This window comes from Pseudomonas sp. R4-15, from assembly GCF_055768815.1.
Window position 1 is genome coordinate 705181 of sequence record NZ_CM147293.1, and the last position, 26542, is coordinate 731722.

General features: G+C 68.1%; 22 protein-coding genes. 9 read left to right on the plus strand and 13 right to left on the minus strand.

Annotated elements, in window-relative coordinates:
* Positions 1 to 94 precede the first annotated feature (94 nt).
* From ACYRGX_RS03340 to ACYRGX_RS03350, 3 genes are all read left to right on the plus strand, one after another.
* On the plus strand, positions 95 to 1099 hold the full coding sequence (locus tag ACYRGX_RS03340) for a TRAP transporter substrate-binding protein (protein ID WP_473055196.1): 1005 nt from the start codon (positions 95 to 97) through the stop codon (positions 1097 to 1099).
* Between the two features lie 174 nt (positions 1100 to 1273).
* Positions 1274 to 5206 carry a trifunctional transcriptional regulator/proline dehydrogenase/L-glutamate gamma-semialdehyde dehydrogenase gene (gene putA, locus ACYRGX_RS03345; RefSeq protein ID WP_473055197.1) on the plus strand — a complete coding sequence of 1311 codons (3933 nt, stop codon included), beginning with the start codon at positions 1274 to 1276 and terminating at the stop codon, positions 5204 to 5206.
* Positions 5207 to 6181: 975 nt separating this feature from the next.
* A complete protein-coding gene (locus tag ACYRGX_RS03350) occupies positions 6182 to 6712 on the plus strand; it encodes a DUF4946 domain-containing protein (RefSeq protein WP_473055198.1) in 531 nt (176 codons plus the stop codon).
* A 10-nt stretch (positions 6713 to 6722) separates the two neighbouring features.
* Here ACYRGX_RS03350 and ACYRGX_RS03355 read toward each other — a convergent pair whose 3' ends face one another.
* Both ACYRGX_RS03355 and ACYRGX_RS03360 read right to left on the minus strand, forming a co-directional pair.
* Positions 6723 to 8099, minus strand: a complete 1377-nt coding sequence (locus ACYRGX_RS03355; protein ID WP_473055199.1) for a GTPase/DUF3482 domain-containing protein — start codon at positions 8097 to 8099, stop codon at positions 6723 to 6725.
* Positions 8092 to 9498 (minus strand): DUF2868 domain-containing protein, encoded by a 1407-nt coding sequence (locus tag ACYRGX_RS03360; RefSeq protein WP_473055200.1) that lies wholly within the window; start codon positions 9496 to 9498, stop codon positions 8092 to 8094. The genes ACYRGX_RS03355 and ACYRGX_RS03360 overlap by 8 nt, the downstream gene beginning before the upstream one ends.
* An 83-nt stretch (positions 9499 to 9581) precedes the next feature.
* Here ACYRGX_RS03360 and ACYRGX_RS03365 point away from each other — a divergent pair, with 83 nt between their 5' ends.
* Positions 9582 to 10097, plus strand: a complete 516-nt coding sequence (locus ACYRGX_RS03365) for a dihydrofolate reductase (RefSeq protein WP_473055201.1) — start codon at positions 9582 to 9584, stop codon at positions 10095 to 10097.
* An 8-nt stretch (positions 10098 to 10105) separates the two neighbouring features.
* Here ACYRGX_RS03365 and ACYRGX_RS03370 read toward each other — a convergent pair whose 3' ends face one another.
* Complete coding sequence (locus tag ACYRGX_RS03370) at positions 10106 to 10576, minus strand: metallophosphoesterase family protein (RefSeq protein WP_473055202.1); 471 nt, start codon at positions 10574 to 10576, stop codon at positions 10106 to 10108.
* A 159-nt stretch (positions 10577 to 10735) separates the two neighbouring features.
* Here ACYRGX_RS03370 and ACYRGX_RS03375 point away from each other — a divergent pair, with 159 nt between their 5' ends.
* Positions 10736 to 11683: a class I SAM-dependent methyltransferase gene (locus tag ACYRGX_RS03375; protein ID WP_473055203.1), complete on the plus strand. Its 948-nt coding sequence runs from the start codon at positions 10736 to 10738 to the stop codon at positions 11681 to 11683.
* Positions 11680 to 11952 (plus strand): hypothetical protein, encoded by a 273-nt coding sequence (locus tag ACYRGX_RS03380; protein ID WP_473055204.1) that lies wholly within the window; start codon positions 11680 to 11682, stop codon positions 11950 to 11952. The genes ACYRGX_RS03375 and ACYRGX_RS03380 overlap by 4 nt, the downstream gene beginning before the upstream one ends.
* Before the next feature lie 3 nt (positions 11953 to 11955).
* Here ACYRGX_RS03380 and sstT read toward each other — a convergent pair whose 3' ends face one another.
* Positions 11956 to 13188, minus strand: coding sequence for a serine/threonine transporter SstT (gene sstT / locus ACYRGX_RS03385; protein ID WP_473055205.1), 1233 nt, complete (start codon positions 13186 to 13188; stop codon positions 11956 to 11958).
* Positions 13189 to 13303: 115 nt separating this feature from the next.
* On the opposite strand from sstT, the gene ACYRGX_RS03390 reads away from it, so the two are divergent.
* Complete coding sequence (locus tag ACYRGX_RS03390) at positions 13304 to 13840, plus strand: nucleotidyltransferase family protein (protein WP_473055206.1); 537 nt, start codon at positions 13304 to 13306, stop codon at positions 13838 to 13840.
* Here ACYRGX_RS03390 and queD read toward each other — a convergent pair whose 3' ends face one another.
* A complete protein-coding gene (gene queD, locus ACYRGX_RS03395) occupies positions 13841 to 14197 on the minus strand; it encodes a 6-carboxytetrahydropterin synthase QueD (protein ID WP_473055207.1) in 357 nt (118 codons plus the stop codon).
* A 144-nt stretch (positions 14198 to 14341) separates the two neighbouring features.
* Here queD and queE point away from each other — a divergent pair, with 144 nt between their 5' ends.
* Entirely contained in the window at positions 14342 to 14977 is a 636-nt protein-coding gene (gene queE, locus ACYRGX_RS03400) for a 7-carboxy-7-deazaguanine synthase (RefSeq protein WP_473055208.1), read from the plus strand.
* Positions 14978 to 14986: 9 nt separating this feature from the next.
* Here queE and ACYRGX_RS03405 read toward each other — a convergent pair whose 3' ends face one another.
* Genes ACYRGX_RS03405 through nirB form a run of 3 tightly spaced genes read right to left on the minus strand, consistent with a single transcriptional unit; the run spans position 14987 to position 18757 of the window.
* Entirely contained in the window at positions 14987 to 15799 is an 813-nt protein-coding gene (locus tag ACYRGX_RS03405; RefSeq protein ID WP_473055209.1) for a formate/nitrite transporter family protein, read from the minus strand.
* Between the two features lie 37 nt (positions 15800 to 15836).
* Positions 15837 to 16199 (minus strand): nitrite reductase small subunit NirD, encoded by a 363-nt coding sequence (nirD, locus tag ACYRGX_RS03410; protein ID WP_473055210.1) that lies wholly within the window; start codon positions 16197 to 16199, stop codon positions 15837 to 15839.
* Complete coding sequence (nirB, locus tag ACYRGX_RS03415) at positions 16196 to 18757, minus strand: nitrite reductase large subunit NirB (protein WP_473055211.1); 2562 nt, start codon at positions 18755 to 18757, stop codon at positions 16196 to 16198. The genes nirD and nirB overlap by 4 nt, the downstream gene beginning before the upstream one ends.
* 360 nt (positions 18758 to 19117) lie before the next feature.
* Here nirB and ACYRGX_RS03420 point away from each other — a divergent pair, with 360 nt between their 5' ends.
* Positions 19118 to 20389 (plus strand): nitrate- and nitrite sensing domain-containing protein, encoded by a 1272-nt coding sequence (locus ACYRGX_RS03420; protein WP_473055212.1) that lies wholly within the window; start codon positions 19118 to 19120, stop codon positions 20387 to 20389.
* Between the two features lie 52 nt (positions 20390 to 20441).
* Here the strand turns inward: ACYRGX_RS03420 and ilvD are convergent, their stop codons facing one another.
* The 5 genes from ilvD to ftsY form a co-directional block, all read right to left on the minus strand.
* A complete protein-coding gene (gene ilvD, locus ACYRGX_RS03425; RefSeq protein ID WP_473055213.1) occupies positions 20442 to 22280 on the minus strand; it encodes a dihydroxy-acid dehydratase in 1839 nt (612 codons plus the stop codon).
* Positions 22281 to 22543: 263 nt separating this feature from the next.
* Positions 22544 to 23398, minus strand: a complete 855-nt coding sequence (gene rpoH, locus ACYRGX_RS03430; protein WP_473055214.1) for an RNA polymerase sigma factor RpoH — start codon at positions 23396 to 23398, stop codon at positions 22544 to 22546.
* A 127-nt stretch (positions 23399 to 23525) separates the two neighbouring features.
* Positions 23526 to 24536 carry a permease-like cell division protein FtsX gene (gene ftsX / locus ACYRGX_RS03435; RefSeq protein ID WP_473055215.1) on the minus strand — a complete coding sequence of 337 codons (1011 nt, stop codon included), beginning with the start codon at positions 24534 to 24536 and terminating at the stop codon, positions 23526 to 23528.
* Positions 24533 to 25201, minus strand: a complete 669-nt coding sequence (gene ftsE / locus ACYRGX_RS03440) for a cell division ATP-binding protein FtsE (protein ID WP_473055216.1) — start codon at positions 25199 to 25201, stop codon at positions 24533 to 24535. Before ftsE ends, ftsX begins: the two co-directional genes overlap by 4 nt.
* The gene (gene ftsY, locus ACYRGX_RS03445; RefSeq protein WP_473055217.1) at positions 25198 to 26481 is read right to left on the minus strand and encodes a signal recognition particle-docking protein FtsY; all 1284 of its coding nucleotides are present in this window, start codon (positions 26479 to 26481) and stop codon (positions 25198 to 25200) included. The genes ftsE and ftsY overlap by 4 nt, the downstream gene beginning before the upstream one ends.
* Between the last annotated feature and the right edge of the window lie 61 nt (positions 26482 to 26542).

The following is a 26542-nucleotide window of genomic DNA, read 5'->3' on the forward strand; positions in this document are numbered from 1 at the left end:
ATCATTGCCAAAATATGAATTACGCCTGAACCAGACGGGGGGTTAGAGTCGGCCCGTTCCCACGCTCGAACAACTACAACAGGAGCACGACAACATGGCGCGATTCACCCTGCGCGGCCTGGCCCGTCTGTTTGCCGGCGGCGCTTTGCTCGCCAGCCTCAGCGCGACGGCCCTGGCCGATCCGATTCTCATCAAGTTCTCCCACATCACCGCCGACTCCACGCCCAAGGGCCAGGGCGCGCTGATGTTCAAGAAGCTCGTCGAAGAGCGCATGCCCGACAAGGTCAAGGTGCAGGTGTATTCCAACTCTTCGCTGTTCGGCGATGGCAAGGAAATGGAAGCGCTGCTGCTCAATGAGGTGCAGATGCTCGCGCCGGCGCCGTCCAAGCTGGAGCAGTACACCAAGCAGCTGCAGCTGTTCGACCTGATGTTCCTGTTCGACGACATGGCCGCCGCACAGCGCTTCCAGAACTCCGAGAAGGGCCGCGCGCTGCTGCACTCGATGGACGACAAGGGCGTCACCGGACTGGCCTACTGGCTCAACGGCATGCGCCAGCTGACCGCCAACAAGCCGCTGCGCGAACCCAAGGATGCGCGTGGCCTGAAGTTCCGCGTACAGCCTTCCGACCTGCAGGCAGCGCAGTACAGCGCGCTGCGCGCGGTGCCGCGCAAGATGAGCTTCGCGGAGATCTACCAGGGGCTGCAGACCGGTGTGATCAACGCCCAGGACAATCCCTGGTCGAACATCTACAGCCAGAAGTACTACGAAGTTCAGCCGTACATGACCGAGTCCAACCATGCCATCGGCAACTACGTACTGATCACCAACACCCAGTTCTGGCAGGGTCTGCCGGCGGACATCCGCACGCAGCTGGAGCAGATCATCGACGAGGTCACCACCGAGGTTAACCGCCAGGCGGCGGCGCTCAACGAGAAGGCCAAGCAGAACACCCTGGCCACCGGCAAGGTGGAGCTGATCGAGCTCACCCCTGAGCAGCGCAACGCCTGGCGCGATGCCGTGCGCCCGGCCTGGGACCCCTACATCGATCAGATCGGTCGCGATGTCATCGAGGCGGCGCAAGCGGCTAACAAGCCCTGAGCTCAGCCGTAGCGAAAAACGCCCGCCTCGTGCGGGCGTTTTCGTATCTGCCGGCGGCCGCCGCAGACAACTTCGAAAAAAGATGGTTGCACCTGGTTGCACCTTTCTCTCGCTAGGCGTTAAATCGGCAGTTCCGTGATCTGATTTCCCATGCTTTGCGAAGGACCACTCCTGATGGCCATGACCACCCTCGGCGTGAAGCTCGACGACGCCACCCGTGAACGCCTCAAGCAGGCTGCACAATCCCTCGACCGCACCCCGCACTGGGTGATCAAGCAGGCCATCTTCAGCTATCTGGAGCAGGTCGAGCGTGGGCTTCCTGCGGAGGTGGGTGAGCAGGGCGAGGATGCCGCTGCCGAGGCGCCCGAGCATGGCCTGCAGCCGTTCCTCGATTTCGCCGAGAGCGTGCTGCCGCAGTCGGTGCTGCGCGCGGCGATCACCGCCGCCTACCGTCGCCCGGAACCCGAGGCGGTGGCGATGATGGTCGAGGGCGCGCGCGTGCCCAAGACGACCGCCGACCAGGCGCAGAAGCTGGCGCTGGGGCTGGCCGAGTCGCTGCGCAAGCAGAAGAACGCCGGTGGCCGTCAGGGCCTGGTACAGGGGCTGCTGCAGGAATTCTCGCTGTCCTCCCAGGAGGGCGTGGCGCTGATGTGCCTGGCCGAGGCGCTGCTGCGCATCCCGGACAAGGCCACGCGCGATGCGCTGATCCGCGACAAGATCGCCAACGGCAACTGGAGCCAGCACCTCGGGCAGAGCCCGTCGATGTTCGTCAACGCCGCTTCCTGGGGGCTGTTGATCACCGGCAAGCTGGTCTCCACGCACAACGAGGCGAAGATGTCCTCGGCGCTCAACCGCATCATCGGCAAGAGCGGGGAGCCGGTGATCCGCAAGGGCGTGGACATGGCCATGCGCCTGATGGGCGAGCAGTTCGTCACCGGCGAAACCATCGGCCAGGCGCTGGCCAACGCCACCACCATGGAGACCAAGGGTTTCCGCTACTCCTACGACATGCTGGGTGAAGCGGCGCTCACCGACGAAGACGCCAAGCGCTACCTGGCGGACTACGAGCGGGCCATCCACGCCATCGGCAAGGCCTCCCACGGGCGCGGCATCTATGAAGGTCCGGGCATCTCCATCAAGCTCTCGGCGCTGCATCCGCGTTACGCCCGCGCGCAGTACGAGCGCGTGATGGAAGAGCTCTACCCGACCGTGCTGGGCCTCACCCAACTGGCCAAGCAGTACGACATCGGCATCAACATCGACGCCGAGGAAGCCGATCGCCTGGAGCTGTCCCTGGATCTGCTCGAGCGCCTGTGCTTCGAGCCCTCGCTGGCCGGCTGGAATGGTATCGGCTTCGTCATCCAGGCCTACCAGAAGCGTTGCCCGTACGTCATCGACTACCTGATCGACCTGGCCAAGCGCAGCAACCATCGCCTGATGATCCGCCTGGTCAAGGGCGCCTACTGGGACAGCGAGATCAAGTGGGCCCAGGTCTCCGGCCTGGAGGGCTACCCGGTCTACACGCGCAAGGTCTACACCGACGTGTCCTACCTGGCCTGCGCGCGCAAGCTGCTCGCCGTGCCGGAGAGCATCTACCCGCAGTTCGCCACCCACAACGCCCTCTCGCTGGCGCTGATCTACCAGCTCGCCGGGCAGAACTACTACCCCGGCCAGTATGAGTTCCAGTGCCTGCACGGCATGGGCGAGCCGCTCTACGAGCAGGTGGTGGGCAAGGTCGCGGATGGCAAGTTGAACCGCCCGTGCCGTATCTACGCACCGGTCGGCAGCCATGAAACGCTGCTCGCCTACCTGGTCCGCCGGCTGCTGGAGAACGGCGCCAACACCTCCTTCGTCAACCTCATCGCCGACCACAGCGTGTCGCTCAAGGACCTGCTGCGCAATCCGGTCGAACAGGTCGAGCAGATGGCCGCGCAGGAAGGCACCCTGGGCCTGCCGCATCCGCGTATTCCGCTGCCGCGCGGGCTCTACGGCGAAGGTCGGGAAAACTCCGAAGGCCTCGACCTGGCCAACGAACACCGGCTCGGCTCGCTGTCCTCGGCGCTGCTCACCAGCGCCACCCAAGCCTATCTCGCCGCGCCGATGCTCGGCTGCCCGAGCGCGGCCGGCGCTGAGCCCCAGCCGTTGCGCAACCCGGCTGATGCGCGTGACCTGGTCGGCCAGGTGATCGAAGCCAGCGAGGCTGACGTGCAGGGCGCGCTGCGCTGCGCGCAGTCCAGCGGGCCGATCTGGCAGGCCACCCTGCCCGCCGAACGCGCCGCGATCCTTGAGCGCGCCGCCAGCGCCATGGAAGCGCAGATGCAGCCGCTGATGGGCATCCTCGTGCGTGAGGCCGGCAAGTCCTTCGCCAACGCCATCGCCGAGGTGCGCGAGGCCGTGGACTTCCTGCGCTTCTATGCCGGCCAGGTGCGTGATGGCTTCTCCAACGACAGCCACCGCCCGCTGGGCCCGGTGGTCTGCATCAGCCCGTGGAACTTCCCCCTGGCGATCTTCACCGGCCAGGTGGCGGCGGCGCTCGCCGCCGGTAACAGCGTGCTCGCCAAGCCCGCCGAACAGACGCCGCTGATCGCTGCCCAGGCGGTGCGCATCCTGCTCGAAGCCGGTGTGCCGGAGGGCGTTCTGCAACTGCTGCCGGGGCGTGGCGAGACCGTCGGGGCGGCCCTGGTCGGCGCCGACGCGGTACGCGGCGTGATGTTCACCGGCTCCACCGACGTGGCGCGCATCCTCGCGCGCAACCTCGCCGGTCGCCTCGATGCCCACGGCCAGACCATCCCGCTGATCGCCGAGACCGGCGGGCAGAACGCGATGATCGTCGACTCCTCGGCGCTCGCCGAGCAGGTGGTGGTGGACGTGGTCAACTCGGCCTTCGACAGCGCCGGTCAGCGCTGCTCGGCACTGCGCGTGCTGTGCGTGCAGGCGGACGTCGCCGAGCGCGTGGTCGGCATGCTCAAGGGTGCCATGGCCGAGTACCGACTGGGCAACCCGGAACGGCTGTGCACCGACATCGGCCCGGTGATCGACGCCGAGGCCAAGGCCGGCATCGAGGCACACATCCAGAAGATGCGCGACAAGGGCCGCAAGGTGTTCCAGGTTTCCCGTGGCGATGCCGCCGAGCGGGCGCACGGCACCTTCGTCACGCCGACGCTGATCGAGATCGAGAGCATCGACGAGCTCGAACGCGAAGTCTTCGGCCCGGTCCTGCACGTGCTGCGTTACCCGCGCGCCGAGCTCAAGAACCTGATGGAGAGCCTCAATGCCACCGGTTACGGCCTGACCCTGGGCGTGCACACGCGCATCGACGAGACCATCAACCAGGTGGTGTCGGTCGCCAAGGTCGGTAACCTCTACGTGAACCGCAACATGGTCGGCGCGGTGGTCGGCGTACAGCCGTTCGGGGGCGAGGGTCTGTCCGGCACCGGTCCCAAGGCCGGCGGCCCGCTGTACCTCTACCGCCTGCTGTCCACGCGTCCATCGGAAGCCCTGGTGGCGCAGTTGCAGGCGATCGATGCCGAACCGGTGCGGGCCAAGCTGGCATCGGCCGAGCAGGCCTTCGTCGCCTTGCGCGAATGGGCGGCCAAGGCCGAGCCGGCACTGGACGGCCTTTGCGCGCGTTATGCCGGGCTCTCGCAGAGCGGCACCACGCGCCTGCTGCCCGGCCCGACCGGCGAGCGCAACAGCTACACATTGCTGCCGCGCGAGCGCGTGCTGTGCCTGGCGGACGACCGCGCCGACCTGCTCGCCCAACTGGCCGCCAGCCTGGCGGTGGGCTGCGAGGTACTGCTCAGCGACGTCCCGCTGGCTCGCGAACTGCTCTCCCAACTGCCGGAAGCCGTGCGTGCGCGCATCGAGCTGAGCAGCGACTGGAGCGCCAGTGCGGTGCCCTTCGAGGCGATCCTGCACCATGGCGATTCCGATCACCTGCGTCAGGTCAGCGAGCAAGCCGCGCAACTGCCGGGGCCGATCGTCAGCGTGCATGGTCTCGACCGTGGCGATACCGCAATACCGCTCGAACGCCTGTTGATCGAGCGCGCGCTGTCGGTGAACACCGCTGCTGCCGGGGGTAACGCCAGCCTGATGTCGATCGGCTGAGGGCTGCGGCGCGGCTCTAATCTGAGCCGCTGCCGTTGCTTCTGGTGTTTGCGGTTTTGGGCTTGGAAGTGGGAGCGCCGCGCTTTCCTCGGATGGGACTACAGGTTTCGCCCTGCACGGCGACCTACTTCTTCTTGCGTGGTCAAGAAGAAGTAGGCAAGAAGAAGACCACCCCAACATCCGGCCCCAGCCGCTACGCGGCCGGGGTTCCCTCGTTCCGGCGCTGCTCCGGGGGCACGCCGCGAAGGGGCGTCCTGCCCCTTCGCGCCTTGCTCGGCGTCCTGCCTCGCATCCCCCTGCGCAACACCTCCACTCGGCCTTCTGAAGGGGATCCGGGTGCGTGCCGCGTCATCGGTGGTCGCGTTGCTCTGGCTCGTCCCCGGCCTCGGTCCCGTAGGATGGGTGGAGAAGCGTAGCGACGATACCCATCGTGGCGGCGTGATGGGTATCGCTGCGCTCAACCCATCCTACGTCTACTCGGACTTTCAGACGGCGCCGAAGCGCCCCGTTGGTCCGGGTGAATGGAGTCGCCGTGTAGGGGGTGAGCGGCCAGGACGGCCGCGAAAGCCGCGAAGGGGCAGGACGCCCCTTGGCGGCGACCCCCGGAGCGGCGATGGAGTGAACGCACCCCGTCCGCGCCAGCGGGCGGGGCCGGATCGTCGGGGCAATGGTTTTGCCCTCTTTTGCCGCAACAAAAGAGGGTCGCCCAGGAGGGCGAAACCGGGAGTCTCGGAGGAACGCCGACAAAAGTCCTTTGGCACCGAAGGCCCGCTGCACCTGCTCTAATCCTGAGCCGCTAGCGACGGCGTGAAACACAAGTGAGTCGCCCAGGAGGAAGAAACAGGAAAGTTCGGATGAACGCCGACAACCGTCCTTTGGCGCCGAAGCCTCAAAGCAGCAGCTCTCAAGGCACCTCCGTTGCCCGATTCACCAATCTACTGCACTCTGCGGTTTTCCCTCGAGTCACCGCCTTCCATGTCCCGCCTGCGCCTGATCGTCGTCTGTTTCGCCCTGTGCCTGTCCCTGCCGGCGCTGGCCGAGCTTCGTGTGAACTGGCCTCCGGGCTGGCAGGTCGAGGCACAGCCGGCGCCTTCGTCGCCGTTCGAGCAGGGGGTGTCCGGCGAGCGCGTGCGGGCGGTGAAATTGCGCGAGGACGGCGAGCAGGCCGCGGTGGCCGAGTTGACCAGCCTGCCGCTGCCCCGTGCGGTGGAGGTGAAACCCGACGAGGTGCTCGCGCAGATGCGTCAGGGTATCCAGTTCGGCTTTGCGCGCAGCCGCCTGATGACCCGCTGCGAGCCGCCCGCGGACACCCGCCTGGGTGCGTTAGCCGCGCGCGAGGTGGCCTGCGTCGTCAGCCAGAACGGTGCGCCGGTGTTGCGCCAGCACCTGCTGCTGGCGCTGGGGGAGGCGTCGGTTTACTCGCTGACCTACGCGTTGCGTGAAGACCACGCGACGGAGGTCGATGCGGCGATGCGCGGCTTGCTGCAGGACCTGCAACTGCGCTGAGCGATAGGCCCTAGGACAGCTCGCGCGCCAACGCCTCGAGCAGCGCCTGACGCTCGGCCTGGGGCTTGCCGCCGCCGGGGTTCAGGTTCGACCACTCCGGGTGCGCGCGGGCCCGTTGCAAGGCCTCCGGCAGGCGATCCTGGCGCCAGCTCTCGTCGCTCGGCGCGGACAGGCGCAGCCGCTCCTGGGCGGCATGCCCGCGGGCGGCGACGGCGTCTAGCAACTGCTTCTGGCGCAGGGCGAGCAGGCGCAGCACGGCGTCGTCGACGCTCAGTTCGCGCTCGCCACGGAGTTTGCCGAGCAGCCGCTGGCCGTAGTGGCGGGCGGTCTGCGCGCCGCCGCCGGCGAGCGCACCAATCAGCGTCGCCGCGCCCAGGGTGATACCGCCGACCAGCAGGTCGACACCGGCGCCGGCGGCGGCTCCGGCCGCTGCGCCACCGCCGACGCGCACGCCGAGCTGGCGCAGGGTCTCGGGGTTGAACAGGTCGTCGCCCCAGCGGCCGTCGAGCAGCGGCAGCTCGCCGGCGGCGGCATCCTCGCGGCGGAACGCGTGCAGCGCCAGGAGCGCCTCCACGCAGCGCTGCTCACGCTTGCGCACCGCTTCGCGCAGGGCTTCCACCGCTTCGCGCTCGGCACTGCCTGCGGTGCTCACCTGGCGTCGCGCGGCGGCGACGTCGAGCAGCAGTTCGGCGATCAGCAGGCGCCCGTCGCGGCGGCGTGCGGCGGCCTGGGTGGCATGTTCGGCGACCAGTCGGGCCAGTGCGGCGCGGCTGTGCTCGATGAGCAGGCCGAGGCTTTCGTAGAGGCGCTGCTCGCCATCCTGCGGCGGCGCAACCGTGTCGAAGCGCACCAGCGCGTGCAGGCCCAGGCGCGCCAGCGCCTCGCGCCATTCCTCCTCGCGGGCACCGGGGTGCCCGGCGAAATTGAGCACCGGCAGCAGCGGTCGGCCGCACATGGCGAGCACGGCCAGTTCATCGCGATACTTGGCCAGCACCGGTTCGCGGGCGTCGATCACGTAGAGGCCGGCGTCGGAGGCCTGCAACTGGCGCAGTACCTTGCTTTCCTGCTCGTAGCGCTGACGCGATTCGGGGCCGTCGAACAGCCGCTGCAGACGCGCCGGCCCGTCGAGGCGCTCGCCGGGGCGTTCGAGGCGCTCCAGGTAGTCGAGCAGGGCGATGGCATCCTCCAGGCCGGGCGTGTCGAACAGCTCCAGCAGCGCCTGGCCGTCCACCGACAGGCGGGCGCCTTCGACATGCCGGGTGGTGCTGGGGCGCTGGGACACCTCGCCGAAGCCGACGTCGCGGGTCAACGTGCGCAGCAGCGACGTCTTGCCGACGTTGGTATGCCCGACCACCGCCAGGCGTAGCGGCTTGCGGGTGTCAGTCATGGCCCGTCTCCAGCCACTGCAGGGGTGCGCTGCCGGCATGCGCCAGGCCCAGTGCGTCGAGCGCCTGTTGCCAGCTCTGCAGACGTTCGCAATCCAGGCTCTCGCCCGGCGGGGCCTGCAGCAGCCAGACGCGCGCAGCGGCGGCGCAGGCGGCCAGTTCGCCGATCAGCGCCAGGGTGCCGCGATCCGGTGAGCGGCGCGGGTCGCAGGCGATCGCCAGGCGCTGCGGCGGGAAGCGGGTCAATTGTTCGAGCAGGCGCCGGCGCTGTGCGCCGCTATCGAGTATCCCGGCATCGGCGATGCCTTGGGGCAAGCGCGGCGGCCAGGGGCGCTGGGTGTCGAGTTCGATGGCCACCAGGACGGCGCCCTCGCCGGACGCCGGCAGGTTCTCCAGGGCATGCGTTGCCGGGGACGCGGGAGCGGCATCGCTGATGCCCAGACGCTCGCTGGAGGGCCGCAGGCGTTCAGCGAGCAGTGCATAGCCGGGCTGCGTCAGGTCCAGCGCCAGCGTGCTTGCGCCCCGCCGCCAGCGCCATAGGCAGAGCGCGGCGAGCAGTGCGCGCGGCGCGACTCCATAGACCAGCAGCACGCCGAGCAGCCAGCTCGCCCAGGCCTGGCGTGCCGCCTCCGCGAGCAGCGGGTCGGCGCCGCTGGCGCGCACCGTGGCGGCGTCCGGCACGGCGAAGCCGAGCGCCGCGGGGAGGGCGCCGAGCGCCTGGGTCAGGGCGACGAAGGTGTTGCCGCCGAGCAAGGTGGTTTCCCAGACGAAGGTGTAGCGGTGGGTGGAGAGCAACGCCAGTAGCGTCGCCAGCGCCGCCAGCAGCATGCACAGCCAGAGTCCATGCACCGCCAGGCCGAGCAGCCAGCGGCCGAGTCGCGCGCGTTGCAGCATCAGCAGCAGGGCGGGGGCCAGTTGCGCGGCCTGGGCATCGCGCGCCAGCCGCGCGCTGGCCCAGAGCCAGACACGACCGAGGGCGCCGCCGGCATCACCGGTCAGCAGCAGGCTGGCGAGCCAGCCGAGCAGTGCCAGGCTGTTCAGTCCCAGCAGACTGCCCAGCGCCCAGAACACATTGACCGGATGCGTGCCGTCGCCCAGCGCGGCGCTGCCCATGCCGGCACCGAACAGCAGCGCGAACACCAGCAGGCCGAGTCCGGCGAGCAGCGCACCCGCGCGCCAGCGGCGCAGCGCGGGCAACTGACCGTCGCGCTCGCCGAGCAGCAGGGCGCGGCGCTCGATGCGCTGCGCCAGGTCGCCACCGGCCGCGCGGGCCTGGCGGTTGACCTGGGCGTCGTCCAGGGCGCCGGCCTGCTCTTCGCGCAGGCGAATCGCTTCGCAGAGCCAGAGGCGGTCGATTCGGGACAGGGATTCGGGATCGGTCACGCGGCTACTCGTGGTCATGTCACTTGCAGGATAACCGCTCGCTGACGCGAGAACACCCGTCGCGCTTGGCCAGTCGCCAGCGGACGGCTATGCTCGCCGCCATGAACGACACACGACGCCCCCTGGCGATGATCGCCGCCCTCGCGCGCAACCGCGTCATCGGCCTCGACAACCGGATGCCCTGGCACTTGCCGGCGGACCTCAAGCATTTTCGCGCAACCACCCTGGGCAAGCCGGTCATCATGGGCCGCAAGACCTGGGACTCGCTCGGCCGGCCACTGCCCGGACGCCTCAACCTGGTGGTGAGCCGTCAGCCGGGTTTGCAGCTCGAGGGCGCCGAGACCTTCACCAGTCTGGAGGCCGCGCTGCAGCGCGCGGATGCCTGGGCCCATGAGCAGGGCGTCGACGAACTGATGCTGATCGGCGGTGCGCAGCTCTATGCCCAGGCGCTGCCGCTGGCGCAGCGGCTGTACCTCACGCGCATCGAGCTGGAACCGGAGGGCGATGCCCACTTCCCGCCGCTCGACGAGAGCCAGTGGCGCCGCGCCGGTCTGCAGGAGTTTCCGGTCGAGGGCGCCGCACCGGCCTATGCGCTGGAGATCTGGGAGCGGCGCTGAGCAGCTAGCTAGACCGCCAGTTCGCGAAACTCGACGTCGATGCGCCCGCCTTCGAGCGACAGCAGCGCCAGCGAAACCGGCAGGCGGAAGCGGCGCGGACCGATGCTGCCCGGATTCAGGTAGAGCACGCCGTCGCGTTCGTCGAGCACGGGCTTGTGCGAGTGGCCGCTGATCACCGCGGCCATGCCCTCGGCGCGTGGATCGATGTCCAGTTGCTTGAGGTCGTGCAGCAGGTAGATCGAAGTGCGGCGGAACTTCAGCACCAGGCGTTCGGGCAGGTTCTGCGCCCAGTCGCCGGTATCGTTATTACCGCGCACCGCGGAGAGCGGTGCGATGCCTTCCAGGTCGCCGAGGATCGATGGATCACCGATGTCGCCGGCGTGGATCAGGTGATCGCAGCCGGAAAGCAGTTCCAGTGCCTCGGGGCGCAACAGACCGTGGGTATCGGCGATCACGCCGATGCGCAGGGGGCGCTCCATAGAAAACGACCTCCGGGAGCTTAGGGCTCGGTGGGGACGACGGCGGCAATTCCGCCTGGCCGATGTGGGCCGGGCGACCTGTGCAAGTGCGCCATGTTCACGCACCTGCGACGAACACACAACAGCAGCGGGGCAATCCGCCGCGCGAGGTTTCTACACGTGACACCCGAATCCCTTGCCACCCTCGATCAGCGGCTGCGCGAGGCGCTCGCCACGCCCCCCGTCGAGGCCCGCCGCCTCCTGCACGGGCGCGGCCGGCGTTGGCCCGGACTGGAGCAACTGACCGTCGACTGGCTCGAGGGCATCGTCCTGGTGGCGCTGTATCGCGAGCCGGAGGAGACCGCCCTGCAGGCATTGCGGGAAACCCTGCAAGCACTGACGCAGAGCGTCGAATGGCAGTCGGCCACTATACGCGCATTGTTGCTGCAACATCGCTATCGCCCCGATGCCGCGAGCGAGACGCTGTGGGGCGAGGCGCCGGAGGACTGCGTGATCCACGAGGAAGGGCTCGCCTATCGCCTGGACCTGGGGCGCAAGCAGAACAGCGGGCTGTTCCTCGACATGCGCCTGGGACGCCGTTGGGTCCGCGAGCAGGGTGCGGGTGCACGGGTGCTCAACCTGTTCGCCTACACCTGCGGCTTCTCCGTCGCGGCGATGGCGGGTGGCGCAGCAGGAGTGGTCAACCTGGACATGGCGCGCGCCGCGCTCAGCCGCGGGCGCGACAACCACCGGCTCAACGGCCATGACCTGGCGAAGGTGAGCTTCCTCGATCACGACCTGTTCAAGAGCTGGGGCAAGGTCGCGCGTTCCGGCCCCTACGACCTGGTGATCGTCGACCCGCCGTCATTCCAGAAGGGCAGCTTCGCCCTGGAGCGCGACTATCCGAAGATCCTGCGTCGCCTGCCGGGGCTGCTGGCGCCCGGTGGTCGAGTGCTGGCCTGCATCAACGCGCCGGACGTGGCGCCGGACTTCCTGGTGCAGGCGATGACGCTGGAGGCGCCGCAGTTGCGCTATGTCGAGCGTCTGGAGAATCCCGAGGAGTTCGCCGACATCGACGCGAACGCCGGCCTCAAGGTGCTGCTGTTCGCCCTGGAAGACCCGGTATGAAGTCGCGTCTGCTGCTGCCCTTGCTGGGATTGCTGCTCGGTGGCTGCCAGAGTGCGGCGCTGATGCCCGCGGCACAGGCCGAGAGCCCGGCGGCCGATCCCGGCTGTCGAGCGCTGGCCGAGCGCTACGGCACCTTCTACGTGGCGTTGGCCACCTGGGACTACGCGCAGACGTCGCGCAAGGCGTCCCGCGAGGATCTGCAGGCGGGCATGGCGCAGGCCCGCGCACAGGCGCAGGCGCTGGGTTGCCCGCCGTTCTGGGAGCAGTGAGGCTCAGACCACCGGGTTTGGCACGTCGCCCTGGGCTTCGCAGGCGGTCGCGGTGAAGAGGATGTCGGTGGAGGAATTCAGCGCGGTTTCCGCCGAGTCCTGCAGGATGCCGATGATGAAACCGACGCCGACCACCTGCATGGCTACCTCGTTGGGAATGCCGAACAGCGCGCAGGCCAGCGGGATCAGCAGCAGCGAGCCACCGGCCACGCCCGAGGCACCGCAGGCGCTGACCGCGGCGACCAGGCTCAGCAGCAGGGCGCTGGGCAGGTCTACCTGGATGCCCAGGGTATGCACCGCCGCCAGGCTGAGCACACTGATGGTGATCGCCGCACCGGCCATGTTGATGGTCGCGCCCAGCGGGATGGCGACCGAGTAGGTTTCCTCGTGCAGGCCGAGGCGTTGGCACAGCTGCAGGTTGACCGGGATGTTGGCCGCCGAGCTGCGGGTGAAGAAGGCGGTCAGGCCGCTTTCCTTCAGGCAGGTGAGCACCAGCGGGTAGGGGTTGCGGCGGATCTGCCAGAACACGATCGCCGGGTTCACCACCAGCGCGACGAACAGCATGCAGCCGAGCAGTACCGCGAGCAGGTGCAGGTAGTCGAGCAGCACGCCGGGGCCGAAGTCGGCGAGGGTGCCGGCGACCAGGCCGAAGATGCCCAGCGGCGCCAGGCGGATGACCCGCTTGACCAGGCCGGTCAGCGCTCCGGAAAGGTCGGCCAGCAGTTGCCGGCTGCTCGGCGCCGCGTGGCGCAGGGCCAGGCCGATGGCTACTGCCCAGGCCAGGATGCCGATGTAGTTGCCCTTGAGCAGCGCGTTCACCGGGTTGTCGACGATGTTCAGCGCCAGGGTCTTGAGCACCTCGGCGATGCCGCCGGGCGGCGTCATCTGCGCGCCTTCGGTGGCCAGCACCAGGGTCGAGGGAAACAGGTGGCTGGCGAGCACCGCCACCAGCGAGGCGCCGAAGGTGCCGATCAGGTAGAGGACCAGGATCGGGCGGATGTGGCTGCGCTCGCCCTGCTTGTGGTTGGCGATGGACGCCGCCACCAGGGTCAGCACCAGCAACGGCGCCACCGCCTTCAGTGCGGAGACGAAGACCTCGCCGAGAAAGCCCACGTTGGCCGCCGTGGCGGGCGCGAACTGCGCCAGCGCGACACCGGCGAGCAGGCCGAGAATGATCTGGGGGACGAGGCCCAGGCGGGCGAAGGCGCTCTTCGGCGCCGTGCTGTTATCGTTCATGGGTATTTCCGGCAGTGGCGCCCAGTCGGCGCATGAAAAAGCGCGCAAGGGTACAGGTAAAGTGTCGCGAACGCCTGCCTGTGCGACCAAACGTGCCATCTTCGATGAGCGATCCATGCAGCGACTGCAACAGCTTCTGCAAAACGACCCCTGGCGCATGGACGCCCTGCGTTGCCTGCGCGAGCACGGACCCGGGCAGGCCTGGCTGGCTGCGGGATTCCTGCGCAACGCCGTCTGGGATTCACTGCACGGCCATCGCCAGGCGACTCCGCTGAACGACCTGGACGTGGTTTATTTCGACCCCGAAGAGGCCGACGCGGATGCCTTCGTTGGCTACGAGAGACGCCTGGCGCGCGCCTTTCCCGGAGTCACCTGGCAGGTACGCAACCAGGCCTGGATGCATCGCCGCAACGGTGATGCGCCTTACCGTGACCTGGCGGATGCGCTGGCCCACTGGCCGGAGCGGGAAACCGCCGTGGCCGTGCGCCTGGGGGCGGACGATCAGCTGCAATGCCTGGCGGTGTTCGGCTGGGACTCGTTGTTCGACCTGCAACTGACGCCGGGACCGCACCGGCCCCGCGTCCTGCTGGAGCAGCGTGCGCAGCGCAAGGGCTGGCTGCAGCGCTGGCCGTGCCTGCGGCTGAGCGATTGATCAGTCGCCGCGGTACTCGCAGCCGGAGGTGCAGGTCTCGTGCACGCGAACCTTCGACAGCTCGGGCAGGATCGGCTTGAGCTGCTGCCACAGCCAACGCGCGAGCACCTCGCTGGTGGGGTTTTCCAGTCCGGGGATGTCGTTCAGGTAGTAGTGATCGAGGCGATCGTAGATCGGCTTGAAGCGCGCCTTGAGCTCGGCGAAGTCCATCACCCAGCCGGTATGCGGATCGAGCGGCCCCTCGACGTGGATGCCGACCCGGAAGGAGTGTCCGTGCAGGCGTCCGCACTTGTGTCCCTCGGGCACGTTGGGCAACAGGTGGGCGGCCTCGAAGACGAATTCCTTGAAGATTTCCATGGGCGTGGGATGGCAGTGCGAAAAGGGCGCGCACTATAACAGAGGGCCGCGGCGCGCCGCCGATGCATCCGTCGGCGGCGATTGCAGTCGAGTCCCGGCTCGACAAGAATGTCGGCCCTTTTTGCACAGCCCGGTCCGCCTTCCATGAGTTACGCCGTCAAGGAAATCTTCTACACCCTGCAGGGCGAGGGTGGGCAGGCCGGGCGCGCGGCGGTGTTCTGCCGCTTCGCCGGTTGCAACCTGTGGTCCGGTCGCGAGCAGGACCGCGCCAGCGCGCAGTGCACCTTTTGCGATACCGACTTCGTCGGCACCGACGGCGAGGGCGGTGGCCGCTTCGCCGATGCCACCGCACTGGCGCAGGCGGTGGCGGCGGCATGGCCGCATCCTGCGCACGCCCAGCGCTTCGTGGTGATCACCGGCGGCGAGCCGCTGCTGCAACTGGATGCGCCGCTGATCGAGGCGCTGCACGCCGAAGGCTTCTTCATCGCCGTGGAAACCAACGGCACCCTGCCGGCGCCGGAGGGTATCGACTGGATTTGCCTCAGCCCCAAGGGGCGCGCCGCCGTGGTGCTGCAGCGGGCGGACGAGCTCAAGCTGGTTTATCCACAGGCCGATGCGCTGCCCGAGCGCTTTGCCGCATTCCCCGCCGGGCAGTTCTACCTGCAGCCGATGGACAGCCCGCAGCGCGAGGGCAACACCCGCGCCGCCATCGACTATTGCAAGGCCCACCCGCAATGGCGCCTGGGCCTGCAGCAGCACAAGATCCTCGATATTCCCTGAGGCAGCCGTTCAGGCCAGGCTGCGCTTGGGCGAGGTCTTCACGTGGGTGGCGTAGAGCGTCAGGCCGGTGAAGGCCAGGCCGCCGACCAGGTTGCCCAGGGCGGTGGGGATCTCGTTCCAGAGCATGTAGTCGGCGATGGAGAAGCCGCCGCCCATGATCATCGCCGAGGGGAACAGGAACATGTTCACCACCGAGTGCTCGAAGCCCATGAAGAAGAACAGCATGATCGGCATCCACATGGCGATCACCTTGCCGCTCACCGAGGTGGATATCATCGCGCCGACCACGCCCATCGAGACCATCCAGTTGCACAGCATGCCGCGGATGAAGATGGTCAGCCAGCCGGCCAGGCCGTACTGCGCGTAGCCCAGGGTGCGCGCTTCACCGATGTGCGCGATCTTCTCGCCGATCGCCCCGGGGCTGGTGGAGAAGCCGAAGGTGAAGACGAACGCCATCATGAAGGCCACCAGCAGCGCGCCGGCGAAGTTGCCGACGAACACCAGGCCCCAGTTGCGCAACACGCCGGACACGGTGACGCCAGGACGGCGGTCGAGCAGCGCCAGCGGGGTGAGCATGAAGACCCCGGTGAGCAGGTCGAAGCCCATCAGGTAGAGCATCACGAAGCCCACCGGGAAGAGCATCGCGCCGACCAGCGGGCTGCCGGTCTGTACGGTGATGGTCACCGCGAACACCGCCGCCAGGGCGAGAATGGCGCCGGCCATGAAGGCGCGGATCAGGGTGTCGCGGGTGGACATGAAGATCTTCGCTTCGCCGGCGTCGACCATCTTCTTGGCGAATTCCTGGGGGGCGAGGTAGGACATGGGCATCTCTCCGAAAACGTAGGACGTTGGGTTGGGGTCATGCGGCCGTGAGCGAAAGGTCGGCGACTTCCACACGCTCGCCGACCAGCCGTGCCGGCCACACCGGCAGGCGCACTTCGGGGTCTTCCAGGCACAGCCCGTCGCGCAGGCGGAAGTGCTGTTTGTAGAGCGGCGCGGCGATCACTCGCTCGCCGTTCAGCTCGCCGAGCAGGCCGCGGCCGAGCACGTTGGCGCCGGACTTCGGGTCGCGGTTGTCGATGGCGTAGAGCTGTCCGCCGGCTTCGTCGGGCAGGTAGAACAGCGCCAGCTGGCGTCCGTCCAGCCAGGCCACCACGCCGGAGCCGGCGACCAGGTCGGCACGCTGGCAGACGGCCTGCCAGTGCAAGGTTTCGTCGTTCATCGGGACACCTCCTCGAGCTGCGTCAGTGGAATCTCGCCGTGGCGCGCGGGGCGCCGCTGGCCGCGCTCCTCGACGAAGTGGATGTCCGGGTCGCCGCCGGCCTGGTTGACGAAGGTGCGGAAGCGCTTGAGCTTCTCCGGGTCCTTCAGCGCGTTGGCCCATTCGCATTCGTAGCGGTCGACCACCTGCTGCATCTGCGCCTCCAGTTCGGCGGCGAGGTTCAGGCTGTCGTCGAGGATCACCGCCTTGAGGTAGTCCAAGCCGCCCTCCAGCGATTCGCGCCACACCGAGGTGCGCTGCAGCTTGTCGGCGGTGCGGATGTAGAACATCAGCACACGGTCGATGGTGCGGATCAGGCTTTCGTCGTCGAGGTCGGTGGCGAACAGCTCGGCATGCCGCGGGCGCATGCCGCCGTTGCCGCAGACGTAGAGGTTCCAGCCGTGCTCGGTGGCGATCACACCGATGTCCTTGCTCTGCGCCTCGGCGCACTCGCGGGTGCAGCCGGAGACCGCGAACTTCAGCTTGTGCGGCGAACGCAGGCCCTTGTAGCGATCCTCGATGCGCAGCGCCATGGCCACGCTGTCCTGCACGCCGTAGCGGCACCAGGTGCTGCCGACGCAGGACTTCACCGTGCGCGTGGACTTGCCGTAGGCATGCCCGGTCTCGAAGCCGGCGGCGATCAGCTCGCCCCAGATATCCGGCAATTCGTGCAACTGGGCGCCGAACAGGTCGATGCGCTGGCCGCCGGTGATCTTGGTGTAGAGGTCGTATTTCTTCGCCACCTGGCCGATGACGATCAGCTTGTCCGGGGTGATCTCGCCGCCGGGAATGCGCGGGACCACCGAGTAGGTGCCGTTCTTCTGCATGTTCGCCATGAAGGTGTCGTTGGTGTCCTGCAGCGGCACCAGCGACGGCTCCATGATCGGCCGGTTCCAGCAGGACGCGAGGATCGAGCCCACTGCCGGCTTGCAGATGTCGCAGCCGAGGTGGCCTTCGCCATGCCGCGCCAGCAGCGTCTCGAAGTCCTCGATGCCTTCGACGCGGACGATGTCGTAGAGCGCCTGGCGGCTGTGGCTGAAGTGTTCGCACAGACGCGTGTCCACCGCCACGCCACGGGCGGCCAGTTCATGCTCGAAGACTTGCTTGAGCAGCGTGGCGCAACCGCCGCAGCCGGTGGCGGCCTTGGTCTCGCCCTTGAGTGCGGCCAGATCGGTGCAGCCGGCGTCGATGGCGGCGCAGACCTGACCCTTGCTGACGTTGTGGCAGGAGCACAGGGTCGCGCTGGCCGGCAGCGCGTCGATGCCCAGCGCCGGCGCCGCGTTGCCGCGCGGCAGGATCAGGTTGGCCGGGTCGGCGGGCAGGGCGATGCCGTTCTGCACGTATTGCAGCAGGGTGTCGTAGTAGCTGTTGTCGCCGACCAGCACCGCGCCCAGCGCCGTCTTGCCGTCGGCGGAGACCACCAGGCGGCGGTAGCCGGCGTTGGCCTCGTCGATGAAGCGGTAGCTGCGCGCGCCGGGCGTGGCGCCCTGGGCGTCGCCGATGGAGCCGACATCGACACCGAGCAGCTTGAGCTTGGTCGACATATCCGCGCCGCTGAACGCTTCGCTCGGCGCGCCGACCAGTTGCGCGGCGACCGCGCGGGCCATCTGGTAGCCGGGGGCGACCAGGCCGAAGATGCTGCCATTCCAGGCCGCGCACTCGCCGATGGCGTGGATCGCCGGGTCGCTGCTCAGGCACTGCCCGTCGATGGCCACACCGCCGCGTGGGCCGAGCGCCAGATCACAGGCACGCGCCAACGCATCCTGCGGACGGATGCCGGCGGAGAACACGATCAGGTCGGTCTCCAGGCTCTCGCCGTCGGCGAACTGCATGCGGTAGCGGTGCTCATCGCCGGGGCCGATCGATTGGGTCGCCTTGCCCAGGTGTACACGGGCGCCGAGGGCTTCGATCTGCGCCTTCAGCGCGCGGCCGCCTTCGTCGTCCAGTTGCACCGGCATCAGCCGCGGGGCGAACTCCACCACATGGGCTTCCAGGCCCAGCGACTTCAGGGCATTGGCCGCTTCAAGGCCGAGCAGGCCGCCGCCGATCACCACGCCCCGGCGCCCACCTTTGGCGGCGGCTCGGATGGCGTCGAGATCGTCGAGGGTGCGGTAGACCAGCCGGGAATCGCCTTCGGCGCCTTCGATCGGCGGCACGAAGGGATAGGAACCGGTGGCCAGCACGAGCCGGTCGTAGCGCAAGGTGCGCTCGTTGCTCACCAACTCCTGGTGCTCGCGGTCGATGCGCAGCACCGCCTCGCCCAGGTGCAAGGTCACGCCCGGCGTGCGATACAGCGCGGCGTCGCCGAGGGCGAGTGATTCGGCATCGCGGCCGCCGAAGTATTCCGACAGGTGCACGCGGTCGTAGGCGCGCTGGCGCTCTTCGCCGAACACGTGGATCTGGTAGCGGCGGGTCGCGTCCTGTGCAACCAGTTGTTCGAGCAGGTGGTGGCCGACCATGCCGTTGCCAATGATCGCCAGGATCGGCAGGGCGGGGCTGGGTGCGTGGTAGGCGTTCATCAAAAAACCTCTGGAAACGGCATTTCGGAGGCAAAAAAAAACGCCTGAACCCCCTCGTGGGAGGTCCAGGCGCCTTTGCCTGTTCTTGCATCTGCGATGTGGGCGAACGCGGGCATTGCCGGACCGTTCGCGAAGTCGAGCACTGCAGCTCTCGTGCCAGCCCTGGCGACGCCAGCGTGATACCCGGTTTTCCTCGCTCGCGGAGCGTGCGAGGCACTAGGGCGGGATTCGTCACGGTGCGCGAGCGCGACCGGACGCACCAAAGCGGCGCGCGAAAAGTCACCTGACGCGAGGACGGCGGCCTCCGCCGGCTGGAGCGCTAATTGCACCGCAGGGGCATTCTTCCCAGGTGCCCGTCCCATGCCCGACCCGCAGCTGCCTCCCGTCCTGCGCTTCATGATGGCCGCCCGCCGCTGCGAGCTGCAGGGGCTGCAAAGCCTTGCGGCGACCTGTGAGCTGGTGGTCGCGATCAGCCGCTTGGTGCATGCGCTGCAGAAGGAACGCGGTTATTCCAACCTCTACCTGAGCAACCACGAAGCGCGTTGCCTGCCGTTGCTCGAGGGGCACAGCGAGGAAGCGCGGACGATGGAGCACGAGGTCCTCGCGCGTTTCGCGGAAATGGACCTCGAAGGCGGTGCCGCCTTGGAGCGCGCGCGGCTGTTCAACCGTATCGCCCACGTGCTGCACGGCCTCGACGAGCTGCCGGCGCTGCGCCGGCGCGTGCGTGAGCAGGACATCCAGGCCAGCGAGGCGACGGCGGCGCTGAGTCGCCTGATCGGAGGCCTGCTCGGGGTGGTCTTCGAGGCCGCCGGCATGGCCGTGGACCCACCCCTGGCGCGGCGCCTGGTGGCGCTGTTCAATTTCATGCAGGGTAAGGAGCTCGCTGGGCAGGAGCGTGCTGCTGGCGTCATCGGCTTCGCCCAGGGGCATTTCCACAGCGCGGGGCTGGAGCAGCTGCGCCACCTGCAGGAGGGCCAGGCGCGGGCCTTCGAGGGCTTCCTGGAGTTCGCTGGCGAGGCCGCGTGCAGTGCCTGGCAGCAACTGCTCGGCGAGCCGTTGATGGGTGAGCTGCAACGGCTGCGCGAGCTGGCCGCGCGGACCTCGGCGCAAGCGCCGCTGGACAGTGGTCTGGGCGAGCTCTGGTTCGACCTGGCGACACGCCGCATCGACGCCATGAAACGCATCGAGAACGACCTGACGGCCGACCTGCGCAGTTCCTGCCGGCAAAGCATCGACGAGGCCGCGACCGATCTGGAAAGCCACCGCGCGTTGCTCAAGCGTTTCGCCGCGCTGGAATCGGGAAGCGGCCAGGCGGTGCTGTTCAGTCTGCAGGGCAGCAGCCTGGACGCGGCCCCGGCGGCGGGGGTGGGTAACCAGCTGGGCCGCTCGCTGCTCGACCTGATGCAGGAGCAGACGCAGCGTCTGCAACAGGCCAACGACGACCTGCGCCAGGCACGCCAGCGCCTCGACGAACGCAAGCGCCTGGAACGCGCCAAGGCCCAGCTGATGCGCGAATACCGCCTCAGCGAAGCCCAGGCCCACCAGCGCCTGCAGCAGGCGGCGATGAGCCGTGGGCTGTCGCTGGTCGAGGTGGCGGATGCGCTACTGGAGCAAATGGCGCGAAAACGCTGAGTGCATAACCCACGACGCCGCCCGTAGGCGGCGTCGTGTCCGACCGGTGGGGTCAGTCGTCGAGCATCGCCTTGTTGCGCACCGCGCCCTTGTCGGCGCTGGTGGCGAGCAGGGCGTAGGCCTTCAGGGCGGTGGTTACCTTGCGCGCGCGCGGCGCGGCCGGCTTCCAGCCCTTGGCATCCTGCTCGATGCGGCGGTGCGCCAGTTCCTCGTCCGACAGCAGCAGGTTGATGCTGCGCTGGGGGATGTCGATGAGGATCTTGTCACCGTCGCGCACCAGGCCGATGGCACCGCCCGCGGCGGCTTCCGGCGAGGCGTGGCCAATGGACAGGCCGCTGGTGCCGCCGGAGAAACGACCGTCGGTGAGCAGCGCGCAGGCTTTGCCCAGGCCCTTGGACTTCAGGTAGCTGGTGGGGTAGAGCATTTCCTGCATGCCCGGGCCGCCTTTCGGGCCTTCGTAGCGGATGATGACGATGTCGCCGGCCTTCACCTCGTCGCCGAGGATGCCTTTTACGGCGCTGTCCTGGCTTTCGAAGACCTTGGCGGTGCCTTCGAAGACGTGGATGGATTCGTCGACGCCGGCGGTCTTCACCACGCAGCCGTCGAGGGCGATGTTGCCGTAGAGCACCGCCAGGCCACCCTCTTTGGAGTAGGCGTGCTCGACGCTGCGGATGCAGCCTTCGGCGCGATCGTCGTCCAGGCTCGGCCAGCGGGTGTCCTGGCTGAAGGCGACCTGGCTGGGGATGCCTGCCGGGCCGGCCTTGAAGAAGTGGTGCACGGCTTCGTCCTGGGTCTGGGTGATGTCCCAGGCGGCGATGGCTTCGGCCATGCTCGGGCTGTGCACGGTGTGTACGTCGGTGTGCAGCAGGCCGCCACGGGCCAGCTCGCCGAGGATGGAGAAGATGCCGCCGGCGCGGTGCACGTCTTCCATGTGGTACTTCTGGATGTTCGGCGCCACCTTGCACAGCTGCGGCACCTGGCGCGACAGGCGATCGATGTCGCGCAGGTCGAACGGCACTTCGCCCTCCTGGGCGGCGGCCAGCAGGTGCAGGATGGTGTTGGTCGAGCCGCCCATGGCGATGTCCAGCATCATGGCGTTCTCGAACGCCTTGAGGGTAGCGATGTTGCGCGGCAGCACCGAGGCGTCGCCTTCGCCGTAGTAGCGCTGGCACAGCTCCACGGCCAGGCGCCCGGCGCGCAGGAACAACTGCTCGCGGTCGGCGTGGGTGGCCAGGGTCGAGCCGTTGCCCGGCAGCGACAGGCCCAGGGCTTCGGTCAGGCAGTTCATCGAGTTGGCGGTGAACATGCCCGAGCAGCTGCCGCAGGTGGGGCAGGCGCTGCGCTCGTACTCGGCGACCTTCTCATCGCTGGCCGAGCTGTCGGCGGCGATGACCATGGCGTCGACCAGGTCCAGGCCGTGGGCGGCGAGCTTGGTCTTGCCGGCTTCCATCGGTCCGCCGGAAACGAACACCACCGGGATGTTCAGGCGCAGCGCTGCCATCAGCATGCCGGGGGTGATCTTGTCGCAGTTGGAGATGCAGACGATGGCGTCGGCGCAGTGCGCGTTGACCATGTACTCCACGGAGTCGGCGATGATCTCGCGGCTGGGCAGCGAATAAAGCATGCCGTCATGGCCCATGGCGATGCCGTCGTCGACCGCGATGGTGTTGAATTCTTTCGCCACGCCGCCGGCCTTCTCGATCTCGCGGGCGACCAGCTGACCCAGGTCCTTCAGGTGCACGTGGCCTGGGACGAACTGGGTGAAGGAGTTGGCGATGGCGATGATCGGTTTCTTGAAGTCTTCGTCCTTCATCCCTGTTGCGCGCCACAGGGCGCGGGCGCCGGCCATGTTGCGGCCGTGGGTGGAGGTCTTCGAGCGATAGTCAGGCATGACGGTTTCCTGCGGCTAATTCGGGATCGTTGTGGTGCTGGCGAGCGGTCGACCGAGCCTGCGCGGATTCGCGAAACTGGGATGACTGGCTCCGGGCGCGACGGGGTACGGTGCGCGTGGGCCGGCTCTGGGGTCCGCCGAAGGATGAATGGCGAGAAAGACCCCCGATTCTACGCCCCGCGCCGGTTGCCAGCCAAGCCGTCGGGCGGATACGCAAAAGCCGCGCTCGGGGCGCGGCTTTTGTGGTGAAGCGAAGGCCAGGGTCAGGCTGCGATGACGCCCTTGAGCTTGTTCATCGCGTTCTTCTCCAACTGACGAATACGCTCGGCGGAGACGTTGTACTTGGCGGCCAGCTCGTGCAGGGTCGCCTTTTCCTCGGCCAGCCAGCGCTGGTAGAGGATGTCACGACTGCGCTCGTCCAGGCCTTCCAGCGCTTCGTGCAGGCTGCTGCTGGCGCTGTCGCTCCAGTCGGCTTCTTCCAACTGGCGAGCCGGGTCGTAGCGATGGTCTTCCAGGTAGTGCGCGGGCGACTGGTAGGCACTGTCGTCGTCGGCATCGGCGGCCGGGTCGAAGGCCATGTCATGGCCGGTCAGGCGGCTTTCCATCTCGCGCACCTCACGGGCCTCGACGCCCAGCGTCTCGGCGACGTGCTGCACTTCGTCGTTGTTCAGCCACGCCAGGCGCTTCTTCTGGCTGCGCAGGTTGAAGAACAGTTTGCGCTGGGCCTTGGTGGTGGCCACTTTGACGATGCGCCAGTTCTTCAGGATGAATTCGTGGATTTCGGCACGGATCCAGTGCACGGCGAAGGAGACCAGGCGCACACCCATTTCCGGGTTGAAGCGCTTGACCGCTTTCATCAGGCCGACGTTGCCTTCCTGGATCAGGTCGGCCTGAGCCAGTCCGTAGCCCGAGTAGCTGCGGGCGATGTGTACCACGAAGCGCAGGTGCGACAGCACCATTTGCCGCGCGGCATCCAGATCCTGTTGGTAGTACAGGCGTTCGGCCAGATCGCGTTCCTGCTCGGCGGTGAGCATGGGAATGCTGTTTACCGAGTGGACGTAGGACTCCAGGTTGGCGCCTGGAACCAATGCCTGCATGGGTTGCAGGGATGTGTTCATGTGCGAGACCTCCGCTTCACGAAGACCGTCAAGTCTATCACTGGCGAATAAGACCGCAACAAGGTGCCACGGTTCCCCCGCCGGAGTGTGTGAAAAGTCATTTCGATTCAGCTCGCTGGCAGCCGCGTCAGCGCGGCGCCAGCTCGCGCAGATGGCGGGCCACGGCCAGCCAGGCGCCGATGTAGCCCAGCAACACGGCGCCCACCAGCAGCGAGAAGCCGTCGCTGGCGGGCACGCCGAACAGCGCGAAATCGCTGTCGTAGAGCCCGGCCAGGCGCACCACGGCGGTGTTCAGCCAGTCCAGCCCGTAGGCCAGGATGGCCCAGGAAAAGACCCCGGCACCCAAGCCGTAGAGCGCGCCCATGTAGAGAAACGGACGCCTGACGTAGCCATCGGTTCCGCCGACCAGCTTGATGACCTCGATTTCCGCCCGGCGATTCTCGATGTGCAGGCGGATGGTGTTGCCGATCACCAGCAGCAGGGTCATCACCAGCAACACGGTGAGGCCGAAGACGAAACGATCGCCCAGGGCGAGGATGGCGCTCAGGCGCTCGACCCAGACCAGGTCGAGCTGCGCCTGGTCCACCTTCGGCAGCTCGGCGAGTTGCGCGCGCAGCGTTTCCAGCGCGGCCTTGTCGACCTCCTGGGGCGTCACCACGACGACGCCGGGCAGCGGGTTGTCCGGCAGTTCCTTGAGCGCCTGGCCGAGCCCCGAAGCCTGCTGGAATTCCTCCAGCGCCGCCTTCGGGCTGACCCACTGCGCTTCGGCCACGCCGGGCATTTCGGCGACCTGCTCGCGCAGCGCCTGGCCTTCGGCCTCGCTGGCGCCCATGTCCAGGTACAGGGAAATCTGCGCAGCCCGCTGCCAGGAGCCGCCGAGCTGCTCGATGTTCTTCAGCAGCAGCGACAGGCCCATCGGCAGGCTCAGCGCCACGGCCATCACCATGCAGGTGAAGAAGCTGCCGATCGGCTGCCGCGCCATGCGCAGCAGGCTGTCGAGCAGGCTGTCGCGGTGGCTGTGCAGCCAGGCGCGGGTGAGCGTGCGGAAATCAGGCTCCTCCGCCGGCGCATGCTCGGGGCCGCGGGTCGCGCCGAGGCGCTCGGTGTGCTTGGGTGGCGGGATGTCCTTGGCGCTCATGCCGCCTCCCCGTCGCCGATCAGGCGGCCACGTTGCAGGGTCAGCATGCGATGACGCATGCGCGCGATCAGGGCCAGGTCGTGGCTGGCGATGATGACGGTGGTGCCCAGGCGGTTGATGTCCTCGAACACGCCCATGATCTCCGCAGCCAGGCGCGGATCGAGGTTACCGGTGGGTTCGTCCGCCAGCAGCAGCGCCGGGCGGTGCACGATGGCACGGGCGATGCCGACGCGCTGTGCCTGGCCGGTGGAGATGTCCGAGGGGAATTGCTCGGCCTTGTCGCGCAGGCTGACGCGCTCCAGGGCGATGCCGACGCGCTGGGCGATCTCGTCACGGGACAGGCCGAGAATCTGCAGCGGCAGGGCGACGTTGTCGAACACGCTGCGGTCGTAGAGCAGCTGGTGGTTCTGGAACACCACGCCGATCTGTCGACGCAGGAAGGGAATCTGCGAGTTGCTGATGGTCGACAGGTCCTGCCCGGCGAGCAGCAGCTTGCCGCTGGTGGGCCGCTCCATCGCCAGCAGCAGGCGCAGCAGGGTGCTCTTGCCGGCGCCGGAATGCCCGGTGACGAAGAGGAACTCGCCGCGCTTGGCGCGGAAGCTCAGTTCGTGCAGGCCGACGTGGCCGTTGGGATAGCGCTTGCCGACTTGCTCGAAGCGAATCATGGCTGCTCCGCGAACAGGGCCTTGACGAAGGTGGATGCCTCGAAGGTACGCAGGTCGTCGATGCCTTCGCCGACACCGATGTAGCGAATCGGCAGGCCGAACTGCTTGGCCAGGGCGAAGATCACGCCGCCCTTGGCGGTGCCGTCGAGCTTGGTCAGGGCGATGCCGGAAAGCTGCACCGCCTGGTCGAACTGGCGGGTCTGGTTGACCGCGTTCTGCCCGGTGCCGGCGTCGAGCACCAGCAAGGTCTCGTGGGGCGCGCTTTCGTCCAGCTTGCCGATCACCCGGCGTACCTTCTTCAGCTCCTCCATGAGGTTGTCCTTGGTATGCAGTCGGCCGGCGGTGTCGGCGATCAGCACGTCGATGCCGCGGGCCTTGGCGGCCTGCAGGGCATCGAAGATCACCGAGGCGGAGTCGGCGCCGGTGTGCTGGGCGATCACCGGGATGCGGTTGCGTTCGCCCCACACCTGCAATTGCTCGACGGCGGCGGCGCGGAAGGTATCGCCGGCGGCGAGCATGACCTTCTTGCCGTCGTTCTGCAGTTTCTTCGCCAGCTTGCCGATGGTGGTGGTCTTGCCGACGCCGTTGACGCCAACCACCAGGATCACGAACGGCGAGGTGCCAGCGTCCACCGTCAGCGGCTGCTCCACCGGGGCGAGCAGGTTGCCGAGCTCTTCCTGCAGGGCCTTGTACAGCGCCTCGCTGTCGGCCAGTTCCTTGCGCGCGACGCGCTTGGTCAGGTTGCCGATGATCGCGGCGGTGGCCTCGACGCCGACGTCGGCGGTGAGCAGGCGGGTTTCCAGCTCTTCGAGCAGGTCGTCGTCGATGGCCTTCTTGCCGAGGAACAGGCTGGCCATGCCTTCGCCGAGGCTGGCGCTGGTCTTCGCCAGGCCCTGGCGCAGGCGGGCGAAGAAGCCGACCTTCTCCGGGCGTGCGGCGGTTTCCGGCAGCGCCGGTTCGGCGTCGGCTGGGCTGACCGGCTCCGGCTCCGGCTCCGGCTCGGGCGCCACGAGCGGCGGCTCGGCGTTCAGGTCGGGCGCCAACGCTGCTGCCGGCAGCGGGGTTTCATCGAGAGGCTGGGGGACCGCGAGGGCTTCCTGCGGCAGCTCGGCGAGCTCCGCGGCGGGCTCGCCAGCGGCGGCTTGCGGCGGCTCGAGCGGCGCCTCTGGCTCGGCAGCCGGTGCGGCGGGGGTTTCCTGGGGTTTCTTGCGCCACCAGCCGAACAGACCCTTCTTCTCGGGCGCGGGGGCGGCGGGTTTTTGATCGTCGGAACCAGACATGGAACGGGCTATCTCATGGGGGGCCTGCGCAGCACCGTCGTGTCTTCGGCGGTGGCTGCCT

Bases quoted from the DNA above. Each gene is read 5' to 3' on its own strand.
- ACYRGX_RS03360 (WP_473055200.1), bottom strand. From the start codon at position 9,498: ATGACCACGAGTAGCCGCGTGACCGATCCCGAATCCCTGTCCCGAATC.
- ACYRGX_RS03350 (WP_473055198.1), top strand. From the start codon at position 6,182: ATGTCCCGCCTGCGCCTGATCGTCGTCTGTTTCGCCCTGTGCCTGTCC.
- ACYRGX_RS03390 (WP_473055206.1), top strand. From the start codon at position 13,304: ATGCAGCGACTGCAACAGCTTCTGCAAAACGACCCCTGGCGCATGGAC.
- ftsY (WP_473055217.1), bottom strand. From the start codon at position 26,481: ATGTCTGGTTCCGACGATCAAAAACCCGCCGCCCCCGCGCCCGAGAAG.
- ilvD (WP_473055213.1), bottom strand. From the start codon at position 22,280: ATGCCTGACTATCGCTCGAAGACCTCCACCCACGGCCGCAACATGGCC.
- ACYRGX_RS03355 (WP_473055199.1), bottom strand. From the start codon at position 8,099: ATGACTGACACCCGCAAGCCGCTACGCCTGGCGGTGGTCGGGCATACC.
- putA (WP_473055197.1), top strand. From the start codon at position 1,274: ATGGCCATGACCACCCTCGGCGTGAAGCTCGACGACGCCACCCGTGAA.
- ACYRGX_RS03380 (WP_473055204.1), top strand. From the start codon at position 11,680: ATGAAGTCGCGTCTGCTGCTGCCCTTGCTGGGATTGCTGCTCGGTGGC.
- ACYRGX_RS03420 (WP_473055212.1), top strand. From the start codon at position 19,118: ATGCCCGACCCGCAGCTGCCTCCCGTCCTGCGCTTCATGATGGCCGCC.
- ACYRGX_RS03405 (WP_473055209.1), bottom strand. From the start codon at position 15,799: ATGTCCTACCTCGCCCCCCAGGAATTCGCCAAGAAGATGGTCGACGCC.
- ACYRGX_RS03340 (WP_473055196.1), top strand. From the start codon at position 95: ATGGCGCGATTCACCCTGCGCGGCCTGGCCCGTCTGTTTGCCGGCGGC.
- ACYRGX_RS03370 (WP_473055202.1), bottom strand. From the start codon at position 10,576: ATGGAGCGCCCCCTGCGCATCGGCGTGATCGCCGATACCCACGGTCTG.
- nirD (WP_473055210.1), bottom strand. From the start codon at position 16,199: ATGAACGACGAAACCTTGCACTGGCAGGCCGTCTGCCAGCGTGCCGAC.
- ACYRGX_RS03365 (WP_473055201.1), top strand. From the start codon at position 9,582: ATGAACGACACACGACGCCCCCTGGCGATGATCGCCGCCCTCGCGCGC.
- sstT (WP_473055205.1), bottom strand. From the start codon at position 13,188: ATGAACGATAACAGCACGGCGCCGAAGAGCGCCTTCGCCCGCCTGGGC.
- nirB (WP_473055211.1), bottom strand. From the start codon at position 18,757: ATGAACGCCTACCACGCACCCAGCCCCGCCCTGCCGATCCTGGCGATC.
- queD (WP_473055207.1), bottom strand. From the start codon at position 14,197: ATGGAAATCTTCAAGGAATTCGTCTTCGAGGCCGCCCACCTGTTGCCC.
- queE (WP_473055208.1), top strand. From the start codon at position 14,342: ATGAGTTACGCCGTCAAGGAAATCTTCTACACCCTGCAGGGCGAGGGT.
- ftsX (WP_473055215.1), bottom strand. From the start codon at position 24,536: ATGAGCGCCAAGGACATCCCGCCACCCAAGCACACCGAGCGCCTCGGC.
- rpoH (WP_473055214.1), bottom strand. From the start codon at position 23,398: ATGAACACATCCCTGCAACCCATGCAGGCATTGGTTCCAGGCGCCAAC.
- ftsE (WP_473055216.1), bottom strand. From the start codon at position 25,201: ATGATTCGCTTCGAGCAAGTCGGCAAGCGCTATCCCAACGGCCACGTC.